Genomic DNA, 18332 nt, shown 5'->3' on the forward strand with positions numbered 1-18332 from the left:
GACAGGCGAACTTCCTGTCTCTGGCTCCTCGCGAAAGCCATCCACCAGCGCCGAAGTGGGGACAATGGACTCGCCACTTACATAGGCAGCTAAACCACAAACGACTGATTAAACAGGAAGTGAATAAGCACGTGCAAGAACCACAACTCAGTGCCGCTTATTACGTACGCCTGAAAGAAACGTAATAAGCCAGCACTTCAACGACTAAAAACAACTACCCGAACTGCCCCACACCCAATCCAACGAAGGCGCCTGCTGTGGTAGGCGTAGCGAAGAGACAAAGACAGGCGTACTTCCTGTCTCTGGCTCCTCGCGAAAGCCATCCACCAGCGCCGAAGTGGGGACAATGAATTCTCCACTTACACTGCCAGCTAAACCACAACCTCCCTTTCAAACAGGGAACAGAAAAAGCACGTGCAAGAACCACAACTCAGTGCCGCTTATTACGTACGCCTGAAAGAAACGTAATAAGCCAGCACTGCAACGACTAAAAACAACTACCCGAACTGCCCCACACCCAATCCAACGAAGGCGACTGCTGTGGTAGGCGTAGCGAAGAGACAAAGACAGGCCCTGTCTCTGGCTCCTCGCGAAAGCCATCCACCAGCGCCGAAGTGGGTTCAATGGACTTGCCACTTACATAGGCAGCTAAACCACAACCTCCCGATCAAACAAGAAAAAGAAAAAGCACCTGCAAGAACCACAACCCAAAGCCGCTTATTACGCACCCTAAACAGAAACGTAATCCACAGCCACATACGCACGAACCCTTTTAAAAAACAACCCCTACATGCCACCCCCACTCACTTCCACTAACAACCAAACCCAACAATACACAGTACATAAACGTGCATGTTTTCAACTTACTCGAATTTCGGCTATACTAAGACTAGAAGCAATTTGAGAATAGGATGTGCCAGGATGAGTCATTTAGTAGTAGAGAAATTAACTAAAACAGTTGGAGAAAAAACCCTTTTTAAAGATGTAGAATTTAACTTAAAAAGTGGAGATAAAATAGGTTTGATTGGTATTAACGGTACAGGGAAATCTACGTTGTTATCCATACTCGCTGGACAAGGAAGTGCGGATACAGTCACTATGGATCATCCGAATAAATTCCGTGTAGCATTTTTACCCCAAGAACCGATTGTCAATCCGGACTTAACGGTGATGGAAGCAGTATTCGAAAGCGATGCACCAGTTATTCGTACAAATCTTAATTACGAAAATGCTTTACAACTACTTACCGAAGATTCTTCAAATGAAGAGTACCAGGAACGTTACTCATTCTATCAAAATGAAATGGATGCATCGGGTGGTTGGGATTTAAACGCACTCGCCCGTACGATATTAATGAAGCTAGGCATTGAGACATTCGATAAGAAGATGGGTGAATTATCAGGTGGGCAATTAAAGCGTGTCGCTCTCGCGAAAGTATTAATTGAACCAGCGGATTTATTATTACTGGACGAGCCGACGAACCATCTGGATGTTGCATCGATTCAGTGGTTGCAAGACTTCTTGCAAAATGTTCAAGGGGCCGTATTATTCGTTACACACGATCGGTACTTCTTGGATCAAGTCGCTACGCATATTTACGAGTTAGCCGATAAAACACTTTATTCGCATACAGGAAATTATGCAGATTATTTGGAGTCAAAAGCATTGCGTGAAGAGATGTCCGCTGCTTCGGATCAGAAAGACCGAAATCGCTATCGCAGTGAATTGAAATGGATTCGCCGCGGTGCTAAAGCGCGTTCGACGAAACAGAAAGCGCGAATTGACCGCTTTGATGATCTTCAAGCGAAAGTGAAGCAGACTGATGAGTCACTGGACTTTGAAATGGATTTACAAACGACACGTCTTGGTAAAAAAGTGTTGGAAATCAATAATATTACGAAACGATTTGACGATAAAGTGATATTGAACGGTTTTTCCGCTATTCTACAAGCAAAAGAACGTATTGCGATTATCGGACCAAACGGTGTTGGGAAGACGACACTTCTTCAAATGCTGGATGGCACGACTATGCCAGACACCGGTGAGGTCGATAAAGGCTCTACCGTAAAGATTGCTCATTTCCATCAACATTTGCCGCCAATGAAGGAAAACCAGCGGATTATTGAGTATATTCGTGAGACGTCCAATGATATTGAATCAGGAGACGGTGAGCGATTGTCTGCGACGCAAATGTTGGAGAGATTCTTATTCCCTTCATCTGCACACGGAACGCCAATCGGTAAGTTATCGGGTGGGGAACGTAAACGTCTCTATTTATTGAAGTTATTAATGGAACAGCCGAACGTTTTGCTACTAGATGAGCCAACGAATGACTTGGATCTCGAAACACTTTCTGTTTTGGAGTCGTTCATTGATACGTTCGCTGGAGTAGTAGTGACGATTTCCCACGACCGTTTCTTCTTGGATCGAATCTCACGTAAGTTGTGGATTTTAGATGGCTCAGGTGAAATCGATGTGCGTCTTGGTCTATATTCAGATTACCTTGATGAAAAGAATACAAAAGACGTGAAGCCACAAGCTAAAGTGACGGTTGTTGCTCCGGCTCCAGAAGTTAAAGAACCTAAAAAGAAAATGACATTCGCTGAAAAGAAGCAATACGAAACGATTGAGTCGGATATAGAGAAGATGGAAGAAAAGATAGCAGAAACGGAACAACAGATGACGACTACAGGCTCAGATTATGATCAGCTTCGCCAACTGGATGAGCAGTTAGCATCGCTGAATCAACAATACGAAGAACTAGTTGAGCGTTGGTCTTATTTGCAGGAATTAGCTGATTAATTATATTGGAGGAGATTTTCTTGAAAATCAAATCGATTGAACCCACACCAAGTCCAAATTCAATGAAAATTGTTTTAGATACCCCTTTACCTGATGGAACTAGCCATAACTATAAGAAGAAAGATGAAGCACAGGCACCTGAGCCGATTCGTTCTCTTTTGGCTATCCAAGGAATTAAAGGAATCTATCATGTATTAGACTTTATGGCAGTAGAGCGAATTGGAAATGTTGCGTGGGAATCCATTCTTGCCGAAGTACGTTCTGTTTTAAATGAAGGCGGCGAAACGACCACGCAGGCCGAAGAGCAACAGATAGATGAGCACTTCGGGGAAGTCTATGTGCATGTACAGACATATAAAGAGATTCCGTTGCAAGTGAAAGTATTCAATAGTGATGAAGAATCTAGATTCGGATTAAGTGAACGTTTCATTCAAGCAATGGAAAGCGTTCATCATTCTGAGGTGGAAAACTATATCTTACTTCGGAAGTGGGCAGATTACGGAATCCGTTACGGAGAATTGCAAGAAGTAGGCGAGCAAGTGGTTTTAGAACTTGAAGCCGCGTATCCTGAAACGCGATTACATGAGCTCGTGGAGAAAGCGGAAAAAGCAGACGAGGAAACCATAACTCGTGGAAAGAAAGTGACAGTATCGGAATTTATCGTTCCGGAATGGGAAACACGCTTCCGATTGCTTGATCAAATGCGGGATCCAGACGAGTCAGACTATCCGGTATTGATGATGGCGCTGAAAGACGAGAAAATGTCTATACGCAGACTCGCTACAGTGTATCTTGGTATGATCGAAGACGAATCAGTCATTCCGTATATCGAAAAAGCACTGGAAGACAAAAGTTGGGCGGTTCGCCGTACAGCGGCAGACTGCATGAGCGACCTTGGCTATGTTGGGTTCGAAGCTGCGGCTATCCGTCTGTTACAGGATAAAAACAAGTTGGTCCGTTGGCGTGCAGCTATGTTCCTCTATGAATCTGGAACAGAACAAGCCTTACCTGCACTGCATGAAGCAGAAAACGATAACGAGTTTGAAGTGAAACTGCAAGTTCGTATGGCGATCGCTAGAATTGAAGAAGGCGAAGAGGCAAAAGGTTCAATCTGGCGCCAGATGACTGAAAGAACTAAATAAACTACTCCAGTCCATGAAGATTCATTATGAATCTTCATGGACTTTTTTATAGAATTGTTGACAGAGAATTCAAACGGGTTTATGATAGAGGAAGATATTCGGAAAGGCATTCCGATAATCGTAAAAGTATATATTTTGTGGGAGTAGAAGAATGGAGGGTTTTACATGTTTAAATTAGCTATTGAAAACACAGATGCGCTAAGACCGGCATCTGAAGTAATGGACATCCAACGACTTGGCGTAATGCGCTCAACAAGTCTCAGCTTTTTGCGCATTTTAGTTCGTAAAATGATGCGTGAAGCTTGGGAAATTGAGCAAACGACTTTTGACATAAATGATGAAGGTTACGGTGAAGCGCTTTATAGTATTACTACCCCACAAGGACAGTATACATTTGTCGCATTATCCCGTGAGATCAGCGAAGAAACTCGAAGCGATCGGGTCATTTCTGAAAGATGGGATGTTACATTTGCACTTTGCGATGGAGCGATTTCCGATAAAAAATTGAAACGAATGAAACAAGAACTTCCGAAACAGGAAATGGGCCGGGGAGATGTCACGGATCTCGTATGGTCGCGAGCGAATAAGAGCCAACGTGTTTTTTCTCATGTAGTGGAAGCGCTATCTCAAGGTAAGCAGCCTGATGCAGAAATCATTTACGATATTGGCTATCTATTCCGCACAACTGCAGTCTATGGAAACGGTAAATTTGGAATTGCACCTTATGAACATATGAAAGATAACCATACGTTTAGCGGTGCCTATCTATCTCAAATGTTTGCTGTCTATATGTTGCGCCACTTCAGTTTTGATCTGGTTGAACATATTGCGCGCAAGAACAATCCACAAGCAGCTACATTACATCCTGAAATTAAAAAACTGCTCGGGACAGGCAATGCAACAGGACTTGGAATGGTACCTTACTTGATCTCCCATCCAAAACTTCTCCATCAGTGGATGTGGATTCGTGAAGTAGCATTGGCACGTGCAAAGAAAATGAAGCCAACTGCAGAAGATTGCAAGCGCTTAATTGCGAAACTACAACAAGTTCATACATTCTTTGAAGACGCTCCAATTCCGAATATGGAAGTATTTAAAAATCCAAGGGACTTGGCAACAGAAATCGGAGAGATTTCCAAGTTAGTACAAGACGTTTGTAACACTATAGGAAATTCTAATCATGAAGTAGGCAGACTGTGGTTGGAGTTAACGGAAAAAGTACAAGCGAACTCCACTATGGAAGCACAGGAATTGCTTAACTCAGAACTGATTGATCTCTATCCAGAAGTAATCGTCGACTTAGAGCATCAGACCAACGCGGATGACGGTCTTCATTTGATACCGGAAATGTCCATTGGTTCATTGCGTGAAATTATTCGAAAACAATATCAGTGGGCGTTCCAGTACGATTTCACAAAACCAGAATCAAGACATTATTTCTGGTACCGTTCTGCTGAAAAGGAAGAACCGCGTATTGGAGAACGTGGAATCGATCCGGGTGATGAGTTGTACATGCCGATGAATATTGCAGAACAAGTACAGCAACTAGCTACGGAAATAGAGGTCTGTGATGATGATCTAAAAGTAGCCGCATTCTTACTGAAAAAGCCGGAGCTAAGAGGGATCGTTAGAAGAATCCAATCATTGGACGGTCTGGAGTATGGTGAGATACAAGCGAATCTGACAGGAAAAGATTTACTTCCGGTATATCTATTGCGCTGCAAACTAGCGATATATGGTGCTGAACGTTATGATCCGAAGTCCAATCGTTGGGTACGCATTACGCTATTCCAAGGAGCACCGCTAGTTGAAGAAATCGGAACTACTTCATTCGAAGATGATTGGTTCTATCCATTATTACCGAAAGCGGAGGAGATCAAATGACTGTAGATATGAGAGATATGATTGTTATAGATGCTTTAGAATTAAGTAAGTGGGATCGCGATTTTGTTATCATGTTGCAAAAAGGTGGCGTAACGGCTGTTCATGCTTGCGTTGGACTATGGGAAAACGCTCGTGAAACGTTGACTAAAGTAGCGGAATGGCATCGCTTTTTTAAAGAGAATGACGATTTAATCCTACCGGTGAAAACGGGAGCAGACATTGATGAAGCTAAACGTAGTGGTAAACTCGGAATCATGTTAGGAGCACAAAATACATCCGCTTTAGAAGACGAGCTAGGTCTCGTCTCCGTATTCAATGAGATGGGCGTAAAAATTATGCAGTTGACATACAACAATCAAAATTTGATTGGCAGTAGCTGTTATGAAGAAACAGATCCTGGTCTTTCTCGATTCGGTAAGAATGTGATTAAAGAAATGAACCGAGTAGGAATGGTTATCGATTTATCGCATGTCGGAACGAAGACATCACTCGATACATTGGCACTTTCAAGCCGTCCTGTCGCGATTACGCATGCTAATCCCGATTGGATCTATCCATCTAAACGCAATAAATCAGAGGAAATTCTTTCTGCTTTACGTGATAACAAGGGAGTACTTGGCGTTTGTGCATATCCTCACTTGATCAATGGAGCAGATACAAAACTGGAAGAGTTCTGTGATATGATTGCCCGTACGGCTGATTTCATGGGGATTGACCATGTAGGAATCGGAACGGACTTAACTCATAATATGTCTACGGACTTCCTAGCATGGATGCGTATGGGGCGCTGGACACATGAAATTGATTACGGTGCAGGTTCGAAAGCGAGTCCAGGATGGCCGGATTGGCCGGAATGGTTCCAGACACCAGACGATTTCCCGAATATCGCAAATGGATTAGAAGCTCGTGGTATGACATATGAAGAAATTTCTAAAATAATGGGCGGCAACTGGCACCGGTTCTTTACGGAAGGGTTTAAATCTGAGAAGGAGTTGGCGAAATGCGTGTCTCTCACTTAGAATTATATACTCATTGTAAGAAAATCTTCCAAGCTCTCGGAGTGCCTTATGGTTATGCGGAAGAAGGAGCAGAAACCGTAGCAAATGCTGAGTTCCTTGGACTGTACGGTTTACAACAACTTTACGATGAGCTTGAGGATTTGCAAGGTGAATTCGAAGAGCTGGAAATCTTGAATGAATCGGATTGCGTCACTGTAATAGATGGTGGAAAGCAAAGTGGTATGTTGCTCGGGAAAGCATGTGCTGATTATTTGATTGCACGCTTGGAAGATCAATCGTCCGTAGCAGTGTGCGTCCGGGATGCACGACCATCGCGAGTGCTTGTACAACAAGCGATGTATATATCGAAAAAAGGTTTGGCTAGTATTATTTTATACAAGAAGCCAAGTCATTCATCATTAATTATTTCATCACCGAACTTTGCATTCCCGATCATGGTCCATAAACGTAATAATGAGGATATCATGGAAGGGATCAATAATGAATTAGGACTAACAGGTGATCAGAAATTGAAATTACCAACTGTTACGACAAGATTTTGTATATTTGGTACATCAAATATTGAAAGAATCGATGAAGTAATTGAGCGCTTTGAGAACACAATAGACACATCCTATATTTTAACTACTACAGATGATTTTGAACAACGATGGGAATCTTCGTGGCAATTTGGAACAGAAGTCAGCAGAGAACTGTGGCTTGATTTAAACGAAACAGGCAAGCGCATGCTAGTAGAATCTACTGATCAATCGCGTGAACGCGGTGCAGGAGAAATGGCGTAACATTAATTTAATTACTGGAGGAGACTATACATGATGACAGTTACAAGTGAAGTTAAAGTATTGAAGAACTATATTAACGGTGAATGGGTAGAAACTTCGGGCACAGATATGTTGGAAATCAGAAACCCTGCGAATACAGATGAGTTGGTTGTGAAGGTTCAGCAATCCAATGCTGACGATGCGCAAGCGGCAATCGAAGCAGCAGAAAAAGCATTCCCTGAATGGAGTAAGACACCATCTCCTGCTAGAGGTGAGTATTTATTCAAAATTGCTGCGCTCATGGAAGCGGAAGCAGATGAAATCGCCCGTATCATTGTACAAGAAGAAGGAAAAACATACGCGGATGCATTCAAAGAAGTAAATTATGCGGCGGGTATCGTTAAGTTCTACGCAGGTGAAGGTCGTCGCATGACAGGCCGCATCGTTGAATCGGATATGCCAGGTGTACAGATCGAATTACACAAAGAAGCACTTGGTGTCGTGTTAGTTGTAACACCTTGGAACTTCCCATTGTCTATTCCAGCTTGGAAAATTGCACCGGCTATTCTAAGCGGTAACACGGTTGTATTGAAAGCGTCATCTGAAACACCATTGACAGCACAGAAGTTCATTGAAATTGTTGAAAGAGCTGGTGTTCCTGCTGGTGTCGTCAACCAATTAGTAGGACCAGGTCGTTTGGTAACAGATATGATTAATCATCCAGCTGTCAAAGCGATCACATTTACGGGATCGAATCGTGTAGGAAACTTAATTTACAAAGAAGCAGCAAAAGATATGAAGCGTGTATTACTTGAAATGGGTGGTAAAAATCCATTACTCGTTATGGAAGACGCAGATGTGGATGCAGCTGTTCAACTTGCGGTAGCAGGTGGCTACGGTCAAACAGGTCAAGCGTGTACAGCAACTAGTCGCGTACTGGTCCACAAAGATATCCGTCAAGAGTTCACGGATAAATTAGTAGAAGCTTCTAAGAAAATTAAAATTGGTAACGGTATGGATGAAGGCGTAACAATGGGACCTCAAGTCAGTGATGGAGAGCGTCAATCTACATTGGATCTGATTGAAAAAGCAAAAGCTGAAGGCGGCGAAATCCTAACTGGTGGCGGTATTCCTGTATTCGAAGGGTCAGATAAAGGATTCTTCGTAGAGCCGACAGTGATCGGTGGCGTGAAGACAGAAATGACGATTGCACAGGAAGAAGTATTCGGTCCTGTAATCAGCATCATTGAAATCGAATCAATCGATGAAGCGATTGAAGTAGCAAACGATGTAGCATTTGGTCTATCCGCAGCGATCTGTACACGTAACCTGACATACATGAACCGTGCGTTGAATGAAATCCAAGCAGGTATTGTCAAAGTGAACATGACAACAACAGGTACGTTCTTCCAAGCACCATTTGGCGGTTATAAGCAATCAAGTACTGGAACATACAAAGAACTCGGCAGCGAAGCGGTTGAATTCTATTGCCAAAATAAAACTCGTTACATCAACAGCAACTAAGTAAGAGTGGATGAAGAAGAGGAATAGAGCAGTCTTTCCTCTTCTTTTCTATTCATCACGTAAAAGGAGTTCATATATATGACTAAGACACAGGAAGTATCGTCGACAGTGGTGAAGGCCATATCCGTCATCAACTATTTGAATGATGTGTCAGGTCCCCAAGGAGTCAGTGATATTAGTAAAGGTCTCGGTTTATCGACAACGATCGTACACCGTTTATTAACTACACTGAAACTAGAAGGTATGGTGTTTCAAGATCCACGTTCTAAACTGTATACATTAGGGACCATCTTTTTAGACTATGCGAATAAAATCTTAACGGAAATGCCTATTGCACCTGTTGTAGAACCGTGGCTCATGTCGTTACGCAATGAGACAGGAGAAACAGTCGGATTCTACATGCCTACAGGACAAATGCGCATTTGTGTATTGGAGTATGAAAGTCAGCAAGAGATCAGACGCTCAGTTGGAATTGGGAAACGACTACCGCTACATTTAGGTGCAAGTGGAAGAGCAATCCTTGCTTTCCAATCATCTGACCAGCAGGAAAGAGTGCTAGGTACGTTATCTGTACAAGAACGAAATGAACTGGAACATATTTTACAAGAAGTACGAAACCAAGGGTATGCAACAAATGAAGAGGAAATCAGCTCAAACGTTGCGGCATTATCAGTACCCGTGTTTGATAAGCAACATAGCGTCATCGGTGCATTATCTGTATCAGGGCCATTATTCAGATGGAATCGCAAATCGATGGAACCATATATCGCCTCCGTGATCGCAGCAAGCAAGGAAATAACAGACGCATTATAAAAGGATGGGATACTCATGACACCAGAAGATAAATTACAAGAATTAGGTTTGGAACTACCTGAAAAACGCGCAAAAGGCGGAAACTACATATCTTGTGTGCGCACAGGAAATCTTTTATTCCTATCGGGCTCACTGTCATATGATGTACTAGGTAAAGTAGGCGATACATTAACGATAGAAGAGGGTTACGCTGCATCTAGACAGGCAATACTATTTGCACTATCCACTATTAAAGAAGAAGTGGGCGAGTTGTCGAACGTCACAAAGTTTGTGAAGCTTCTCGGCATGATCAACACGGCTTTTGATTTCACTGGACAGGCTAAAGTAATGAACGGTGCTTCGGATTTATTGGTGGAAGTATTCGGTGAAGAAGTAGGTACACACGCACGTACGGCAGTTGGAATGATGTTGCCACGCGGTGCAGCAGTGGAAATTGATGTCATTGTAGAAGTGAAGTAAGAAAATGGAGAAGTTTTCTCCATTACATGAAAGTAAGCGGTTACACACAAATGCAGCCTAGAGGAGGTAAAACTTTGAATAAGTACGTATCAAAAACGGACCGTCCCGTTTTATTTATTAGCGGTGGATTGCTTGTAGCATTTGTCGTCGCATCATTTATTAACTTGGATTTCGTTGCAAACATAGTAGATTGGGCATTTGCATTTGCGGTGAAATACTTTGGAGCGTTCTGGCAATTATTATTATTGGGTACATTTTTCATTGCGCTATTCCTGGCATTCTCTAAGTACGGGAAGATTCGCTTAGGTGGAATGAATAAGCCAGAAATTGGTTATTTTAAATGGCTAGCTATGATCATGACGACATTGCTTGCGGGGGGCGGAGTTTTTTGGGCGGCTGCAGAACCGATGTATCACTTTTTGGATCGTCCTCCATTGTTCACAGGAGTCGAATCAGCAACGGAAAGTGCTATTATTCCGGCATTTTCCCAGTCCTATTTGCATTGGGGATTTCTTGCTTGGTCGATCCTCGGGACATTAGGGACAATTGTGCTAATGTATGCGCATTATTCGAAAGGGATGCCGTTAAAACCACGTACATTGCTTTACCCAATCCTAGGTGAAAAGATTATGCGCAAAAGCGCTCTTGGTACTACTATTGATGCGTTTTCTGTCATTGCAGTAGCTGCCGGCACAATTGGACCGATCGGATTTCTCGGTCTGCAGGCAGCTTATGGAATGGAAGCTTTATACGGCGTGCCCAATACGTTAACGACTCAGATCCTCATTATTATCGGGGTAGTGGCGATTGCTACTGTTTCGGCGGTAACGGGTTTACGTAAAGGGATTCAATTCTTGAGTAATTTGAATGTCCTCATCACATTGATTTTGATGGTCGCAATCCTCATTCTTGGACCGGGCGGATTTATCATCAATACATTCATTTCATCATCGGGTGTGCATCTTCAAGAGTTCTTTGGCATGGCGACATTCCGAGGTGATTCTAGTTGGCTTGGATCATGGACGATCTTTTTCTGGGGCTGGTTCCTCGGTTATGGACCTATGATGGCGATTTTTATCGCTACGATTACACGCGGACGTACGATTCGCGAGCTCGTATTAGCTGTTTCCATTACGGCACCAATTGTCACCGCATTCTGGTTCACTACTGTCGGTGGGGCAGGTATATTTTACGAAATGGCTCAGCCAGGTGTAATATCCGAAGCATTGAATACATCCGGAATGCCTGCAGCGATGATTGCCATTACCGAGCAACTGCCGTTGAATGTGATCATTGGACCACTGTTTCTTCTCGTCACAATTCTATTCGTTGTCACAACAGGCGACTCCATGGCGTATACGATTTCGGTTGCTATTACGGGGGACGGCCATCCACCCAAAATTATGCGTGTATTCTGGGCAGTGATTATGGGAGCGGTGGCAAGTGTACTATTGATGATTAGTGAAGGCGGAGTGGAAGCCATCCAATCCTTTATTGTAGTCACTGCGATACCGGTCTCACTCCTGCTGCTACCGACATTCTGGGCAGCCCCAAAAGCTGCCAAACTATTATACGCTGAACAATTCGGAGAAGAAGCGCCAGCGGAAAATGTAGAAATTAATTCAGCTAGTTTAATGAATGAAAATGAGGCTGTGAAAGATGAAGTACACTAAATAGCAAGTTTATCATGATTCATTAGTAACCTTGTCGATCCGGCAAGGTTTTTTTATATAACAAAATCACTAAAAGAGTATACTTTGAACAAGGACTAAAGGTATACTGTTAGTCTACTTATAATTTACTAGGAGGGCTTACAAAGTGAAGAAGTCTGCAAGTATTGCGATGAAATTATCAGCACTCATTATCGCATTATTCTTATTATTGTTTTTAGTCTACTCAGTTGTCACGAGCGTCATGTTACATAAACAAAGCATTAAAGATGCTGAAGAATTTGCATTAGAAAGTGCAAATAAAAATTCACTCGTTCTCAGTGCGAAACTGAATGAAACAAATGAAATGTTGCGCACAACGAGTCACATATTGGAAACATTACAAGCGACTGGGGATATGAAGCCAGATGAAATTATTCGTATCATCAAAAGCAATTTGCAAAAAAATGATGACGCGACTGGGATGGCTGCGGTAGTCAATCAGTCTGCATTCGCCGAGGGGGAAGTCATACCAAAGAATTTACTTGATGAAAATCAGCAATTCATTCCATATATCTTTAAGCAGGATAATACGACTAATGTGGAACCGCTAAGTGGAATGGATGATGCGACAGCAAACAGCTGGTATACCGTTCCCCAAAAAGAAGCACGTGCCATTTTGACAGAACCTTATCCGTATGAAACGAATGGTCAAACGATTCTCATGACTACTATTTCTGTACCCATGCTTGATGCTTCAGGAAACTATTTTGGTTTATTGACAACCGATTTATCTATAGATTTCTTAACGGATGTAGTGAAGACGATTCAACCAAAAGGCGGTTATGCGTCTGTTATTACAGATGCTGGTTATATTACAGCGAACAGTTTGAAGCCGGAATTGAATAATAGTAATATGGCGGATGCGATTGATTGGAATAGTGCTAAAGTAGATCTGAACCAAGGTGAATTGGCAAGTATGTATGTAGATTCTCAAAGTTTGCATGAACAAGCATTTAATGCGTTTGCTCCGATTAACTTAAAAGGTATTAATGAGAAGTGGTCAGTACAAACGGTCACACCAAGATCTGAGATTCTAGATACGTTTACTACTATTTTATGGATTACGATCATATCTGCCGTTGTCATCGTGTTACTGATGTCAAGTGCATCCACAATCTTCATTTATCGACAATTGAGACCGTTGAAAACGTTACAACAATCTATGGAAACCGCTGCCGCTGGCGACTTGACCATGCTGGTAGATGAACAGAAAATCCATCACGATGAGATAGGCTTAGTGGCGCTTGCCTATAATGATATGTTGCGTCGGACAAATGCGGCCCTACAAACTGTACAACTGTCTTCGGGGCAGCTAAGTGATTCATCAGCACAGGTCACACAAGCCTTCGAAGAGTTAGTCGCTGCCAATCAGGAAGTATCAGTAGCTACGGACGAAATCGCACAAGGGGCTTCCAAGCAATCAGAAGACACTGAAGTGACAAGCTTACGGATTTCTGATTTAGCAGACCGTATGGATCACATCCACACTATGTTCATGATGATGAACCAGCTATCCACAGACGCGTCCAGTTCTGCGGAAAATGGAATGACCGAAGTGAAAAAACTACGGGATCATAATACGACGGCTAATGAAGTCAATAAAAAAGTGCAACTTCAAATAGCCACACTGACCAATAAAATTTCATCTATTAATCAGGTCATTCAAACATTGCATGGTATTACGGCAAGCACGAATCTTCTGGCGCTCAATGCGAGTATCGAAGCGGCGCGAGCGGGTGAGAGTGGGAAAGGGTTTGCGGTTGTTGCGAATGAAGTACGTCAGCTAGCGGAACAATCCCGAAGAGAAACTGAAGTAATTCAAGAAACCGTAAAAGAAATCTTATCAGAATCCCAGCAGACGGTTGATGTCATTGAACTGAATATGAAGTCAATGGATGGACAAAATCAGTCCGTTACCGATACAGAAGAGTCGTTTGTTCAAAATGCCGGCATTATCGATCAAATTCGTGAATCGATTACGGACCTATCCGAAAAACTTGCTGAAATGATGGAATATAAGGACGACGCCATTTTAGCCATCCAAAATGTCTCTGCCATTTCCGAGCAGACGGCTGCATCTTCTGAACAAGTAAGTGCATCAGCTGCCGCACAGCAAGGTGAGTTGGAACAAGTAGCAGATTCCACAAATCAAATGAACCAGATCGCTCTGGAACTGCGAAGTGTTGTTGATCGATTCAAATTATCGTAAGTCAGTAGAAAATCGGCAGAAGTGGTATAGTCCACTTCTGTTTTTGTCTGAATTGAGGTTCCGTTAAATAAGTTTTATAGAGACAAGAAAAAATTAACGAGTAGAATGAAAGAATATACTAATATCCTAAGAGAGAGATGAAGCCAAGTGTTACGTTTATTTAATAAGGAAAAAAATCAAACTTCGGTACAGGAGATGGAGCACCCCGAACAGCAAAGTACTGGTATTATATCGTTAGAAAAATATCCCGCTGTATTACAGCAACTGCGAATGATTAATCTGACAGAACAAGATTTGAAGTTTCTTTCTTGTATGCAAATGCAAATACAACCTGTTTTACCTATAATGACGAATCGTTTCTACCAAGCGATGGACGGTCAGCCACACCTACTACATATCATTGCAGAACATAGTAGTATGGATCGCTTAAAGGGATCATTAACGAAACATATGCAGTCCATATTTCAAGGGAAGATAGACGAGAGCTATTTGAAACAACGTCGCGTTATAGCGAAAGTCCATGTACATATCGGTTTAGAACCCAAGTGGTATTTAGCGGCAGTTGAATCATTGTACGAAGAGTTTTTCGCTTTTATTGAACGACAGGACTTACCCAAGAAAAGACAATTTAATACATTGCGTGCTTTTATGAAAGTGATGAACTTTGAACAACAATTGGTTTTGGATTCATATGAAGAAGAGAATAAAATCAATCGACAGAAAGTGGAAGATTCTAAAGCGGTTGTGAAGGGGCAAGTGTTGAATACGTCCCAGAATCTAGCTGCGATTAGTGAGCAGACGAATGCTTCAACCGAAGAGCTTTCCAAAAAAGTACACATGTTGGAAAATGTGATGGTTCAAAACTTGAAATTTGTTACGGAGACAGAGAAAACTTCGGTGGTAGGAAAGAAATTGGTGATTACTCAATCTGAACAATTCGACCAAATGGTTGAGCATACTTCGGGTTTCATGGATAGGATGAAGGCGTTGCAACATTCATCTGAGCAAATAAGGGGTGTCGTGACACTCATTACGTCCATTGCCGATCAAACAAACTTACTCTCATTAAATGCAGCCATTGAAGCAGCACGGGCTGGTCAGCATGGTAAAGGATTTGCTATAGTTGCGGCTGAAGTGCGAAATTTGTCGATTGAGACTAAACAAGCAATAGGCAAAGTGACGGGCATGATTGAAAGCACCAATAGCCATATAGCCGAGATGTCTAAATTTATGAAGCTAATGGAACAGTTGATCCAGAACAGCGCGAAAGAGAATGTGCTAGTGACCCAATCATACGACGGGATTGTCGGTGCGGTAAGTGGTATGAAGCAACAGACTGCCGAGTCTCGCATATCCATCGAAAACACGGTTCAAATTTTGGAAGAGATTAATCAGGCCATTGAAAGTATCGCCCATTCATCGGATGGTTTAATTCATTTAGCGGAAGATTTATAAGCTAACCTACCTTTCTATTATGCATAAGGCATCACTTTTGGTACACTGAGCAAATAAATACGTTCATTATGAAGGTAGGTGTGTGTATGGAAGAAGCAGCACTGATTAGCATCGTAGCCATATTGGCGCTCGGTATTTTCTCGCAATGGCTAGCCTGGAAAATACAATGGCCTTCCATTTTCATCATGTCGATCGCGGGCTTATTGATCGGTCCCATATTTGGCTGGGTGAATCCAGAAGTGGCATTGGACGAGCTGTATAGTCCGCTCATTTCACTAGCAGTTGCTATTATTTTATTTGAAGGAAGTTCTAATCTAGACTTTCGGGAAATTAAGGACATTTCGAAGTCCGTTTTCCGAGTCGTTACATTGGGCGCATTTTTAGCCTGGATTCTAGGATCCTTTACGGCGCATTTCATTGCCGGGTTAACATGGGAAGTGTCGTTCATCATTGGAGGTCTCTTTGTTGTGACGGGGCCGACAGTAATTATTCCATTGCTACGTAATGCAAAACTAAAGGCCCGAACCGCGGCCGTTTTGAAATGGGAAGGGATTATCGTTGATCCCGCTGGTCCGTTACTTGCATTATTTGCGTATGAAGTAATTAAAGTATTAACAAATGAACACTTATCGATGAATTACTTATTGAACTTCTTTGGGGGCGCTGCACTTGCCGCGCTTCTCGGATTAGCAATGGGCTTGTTGATTAGTGTGATGGCACATAGAGGACAGTTTCCCGAGTACTTGAAATCACCTGTCATATTGGCATTTGTACTGTTGTGCTTTACGATGGCAGAAGTCATCATGCACGAAACGGGAATGCTTGCAGTGACGGTTATGGGTCTAGTTCTTGGTCGCACGAAACGCTATGTTTCGTCAATCGGTAACGTTGGCCATTTTGTTGAGAATGTTTCCGTCATGTTAACGTCGACGGTCTTTATTTTACTAACAGCATCACTCGGAAGAGAAACGCTCTCACAAATTTTCACGTTACCGATCATTGGATTTGTATTGGTTATGTTATTCGTTGTGCGTCCACTATCCATATGGATTTCTACGATAGGCACCGAATTGGTCTGGAGAGAGAAGTTGCTGATCGGCTGGATAGCACCTAGAGGAATTGTCGCATTGACTGTTGCGGGGTATTTTGCTGCGACACTTGCAGAAGACGGGTATGAAGAAGCTACTTTGCTAACCGCACTGACCTTTGCTCTCGTCTTTATTACGGTAACCGCTCATGGATTTACACTCGGACCACTAGCGAAAAAGCTAAACTTAGCGAGTAATGAGCCACCGGGTGTGTTAATTGTTGGAGCGAGCAGTTTTTCGATTGCATTAGCTGCGCAATTAAAAGAGATGAAAATACCGGTACTGATTGTCGATCCTTCACAAGGACGATTGCGCCCAGCGAACGAAGCGGGTATAGATACATTTACCGGGCAAATGTTATCGGAACGGTCACGCTTCTCCATTGACTTGGCACCGTATGATACGATTTTGTCGATGACAGGAGATGCGTCTTATAACGCATTGATCACACAGTCATTTGCGCCTGAATTCGGTTTTAACAACACGTTCTCGTTGACGGCTGTATCCAACCATACGATGAGTAAATCCGCGTTGCCGATTTCATTAAAAGCGCATTTATTGTTCGAAGAGGGAGCTACTTTCCCAGAGTTAAACCGCAAGATCAATACGGATTATGAAATTGGTTTGTATGAGTGGGAAGGCACGGAGACGGACTTGGCGTTCAAGGAGATTATTCCTGATTCGGCGACTGCGTTGTTTGTGAAGAAGAAAAATGATACGTTGGCATTTGCTACGCTTCAGAAGAAGATTTCGTTGGATGCTGGCGATCAGTTGGTAGTGTTGAAGCTGAAGTCTGGTGTTCCTGCTAATGTATAAGTGGATTAGGCTGTCAAAGTGTGTTTCTGACTTTGACAGTCTTTTTTTGCGTGTATTACCCAACTAATAAACGCGGTTGGCAGAATGACTAGGCGGCTGCGGGTCTTTGTGACTTTTTGTTGGGGTCGTTGCTCGACTGGTGGTTGGGTACTGAAGTTAGTGAGTGTCTGCTTTCTGGACCCGCGCAGGCACGTGGGGGATTGCCTCCAGCCAGGAGCCAGCTGGCGGTAGTGCTGCCAGTTGTCTCCTGGCCACGGCCTACCCCGCAGTTGTGCCTGCGCTGCTGAGTGGTAGTTATTTTGGTTGTGGTTCTAAGTAGGATAAATTTCGAACCTTACCCAACCTGGAAACGCGTTTGGCTAAAAGACTATGCGGCTGCAGGTCTTTGTCACTTTTTGTTGGGGACGTCGCTCGACTGGTTGTTGGAGATGAAAATTAGTGAGTGTCTGCTTTCTGGACCCGCGCAGGCACGTGGGGGATTGCCTCCAGCCAGGAGCCAGCTGGCGGTGGTGCTGCCAGTTGGCTCCTGGCCACGGCCTACCCCGCAGTTGTGCCTGCGCTGCTAAGTTTTATTTATTTTGGTTGTGGTTCTAAGAATGATAAATTGCGTATCTTACCCAATCTAGAAACGCGGTTGACGGAAAGACT

The 18332-nt window shown here is 43.0% G+C and carries 13 protein-coding genes; all 13 read left to right on the plus strand.

From position 1 onward, the window contains the following. A partial coding sequence (locus tag CSV64_RS16905) for a hypothetical protein (RefSeq protein ID WP_233191839.1) occupies nt 1-185 on the plus strand: 185 nt, incomplete at its 5' end. A 736-nt stretch (nt 186-921) separates the two neighbouring features. After that, a complete protein-coding gene (locus CSV64_RS15565; protein WP_099635505.1) occupies nt 922-2802 on the plus strand; it encodes an ABC-F family ATP-binding cassette domain-containing protein in 1881 nt (626 codons plus the stop codon). 20 nt (nt 2803-2822) lie between these two features. After that, nucleotides 2823-3944, plus strand: a complete 1122-nt coding sequence (locus CSV64_RS15570) for a virulence factor (protein WP_099635506.1) — start codon at nt 2823-2825, stop codon at nt 3942-3944. A gap of 165 nt (nt 3945-4109) precedes the next feature. Next, nucleotides 4110-5828, plus strand: a complete 1719-nt coding sequence (locus CSV64_RS15575; RefSeq protein ID WP_099635507.1) for a hypothetical protein — start codon at nt 4110-4112, stop codon at nt 5826-5828. Further along, nucleotides 5825-6847, plus strand: a complete 1023-nt coding sequence (locus tag CSV64_RS15580; RefSeq protein WP_099635508.1) for a membrane dipeptidase — start codon at nt 5825-5827, stop codon at nt 6845-6847. The genes CSV64_RS15575 and CSV64_RS15580 overlap by 4 nt, the downstream gene beginning before the upstream one ends. Beyond that, nucleotides 6829-7629: a DUF3726 domain-containing protein gene (locus CSV64_RS15585; protein ID WP_099635509.1), complete on the plus strand. Its 801-nt coding sequence runs from the start codon at nt 6829-6831 to the stop codon at nt 7627-7629. Before CSV64_RS15580 ends, CSV64_RS15585 begins: the two co-directional genes overlap by 19 nt. A 30-nt stretch (nt 7630-7659) precedes the next feature. Further along, a complete protein-coding gene (locus tag CSV64_RS15590) occupies nt 7660-9132 on the plus strand; it encodes an aldehyde dehydrogenase family protein (protein ID WP_233190513.1) in 1473 nt (490 codons plus the stop codon). A gap of 78 nt (nt 9133-9210) precedes the next feature. Continuing rightward, a complete protein-coding gene (locus tag CSV64_RS15595; protein WP_099635510.1) occupies nt 9211-9945 on the plus strand; it encodes an IclR family transcriptional regulator in 735 nt (244 codons plus the stop codon). A gap of 15 nt (nt 9946-9960) precedes the next feature. Further along, nucleotides 9961-10404 (plus strand): RidA family protein, encoded by a 444-nt coding sequence (locus tag CSV64_RS15600; protein WP_099635511.1) that lies wholly within the window; start codon nt 9961-9963, stop codon nt 10402-10404. A gap of 74 nt (nt 10405-10478) precedes the next feature. Beyond that, the gene (locus tag CSV64_RS15605; RefSeq protein ID WP_233190514.1) at nt 10479-12077 is read left to right on the plus strand and encodes a BCCT family transporter; all 1599 of its coding nucleotides are present in this window, start codon (nt 10479-10481) and stop codon (nt 12075-12077) included. A gap of 145 nt (nt 12078-12222) precedes the next feature. Then, entirely contained in the window at nt 12223-14325 is a 2103-nt protein-coding gene (locus CSV64_RS15610) for a methyl-accepting chemotaxis protein (protein WP_099635512.1), read from the plus strand. Nucleotides 14326-14472: 147 nt separating this feature from the next. After that, on the plus strand, nt 14473-15780 hold the full coding sequence (locus CSV64_RS15615) for a globin-coupled sensor protein (RefSeq protein ID WP_099635513.1): 1308 nt from the start codon (nt 14473-14475) through the stop codon (nt 15778-15780). An 86-nt stretch (nt 15781-15866) separates the two neighbouring features. Continuing rightward, on the plus strand, nt 15867-17684 hold the full coding sequence (locus CSV64_RS15620; protein ID WP_143565214.1) for a cation:proton antiporter: 1818 nt from the start codon (nt 15867-15869) through the stop codon (nt 17682-17684). Nucleotides 17685-18332 lie beyond the last annotated feature (648 nt).

Origin of the sequence: Sporosarcina sp. P32b, assembly GCF_002743335.1 — a bacterium.
Classification (GTDB): domain Bacteria; phylum Bacillota; class Bacilli; order Bacillales_A; family Planococcaceae; genus Sporosarcina.

Excerpts from the sequence above, each read along its gene's own strand:
- CSV64_RS15565 (WP_099635505.1), top strand. The coding sequence starts at position 922 with ATGAGTCATTTAGTAGTAGAGAAATTAACTAAAACAGTTGGAGAAAAA.
- CSV64_RS15575 (WP_099635507.1), top strand. The coding sequence starts at position 4,110 with ATGTTTAAATTAGCTATTGAAAACACAGATGCGCTAAGACCGGCATCT.
- CSV64_RS15580 (WP_099635508.1), top strand. The coding sequence starts at position 5,825 with ATGACTGTAGATATGAGAGATATGATTGTTATAGATGCTTTAGAATTA.
- CSV64_RS15585 (WP_099635509.1), top strand. The coding sequence starts at position 6,829 with ATGCGTGTCTCTCACTTAGAATTATATACTCATTGTAAGAAAATCTTC.
- CSV64_RS15590 (WP_233190513.1), top strand. The coding sequence starts at position 7,660 with ATGATGACAGTTACAAGTGAAGTTAAAGTATTGAAGAACTATATTAAC.
- CSV64_RS15595 (WP_099635510.1), top strand. The coding sequence starts at position 9,211 with ATGACTAAGACACAGGAAGTATCGTCGACAGTGGTGAAGGCCATATCC.
- CSV64_RS15600 (WP_099635511.1), top strand. The coding sequence starts at position 9,961 with ATGACACCAGAAGATAAATTACAAGAATTAGGTTTGGAACTACCTGAA.
- CSV64_RS15620 (WP_143565214.1), top strand. The coding sequence starts at position 15,867 with ATGGAAGAAGCAGCACTGATTAGCATCGTAGCCATATTGGCGCTCGGT.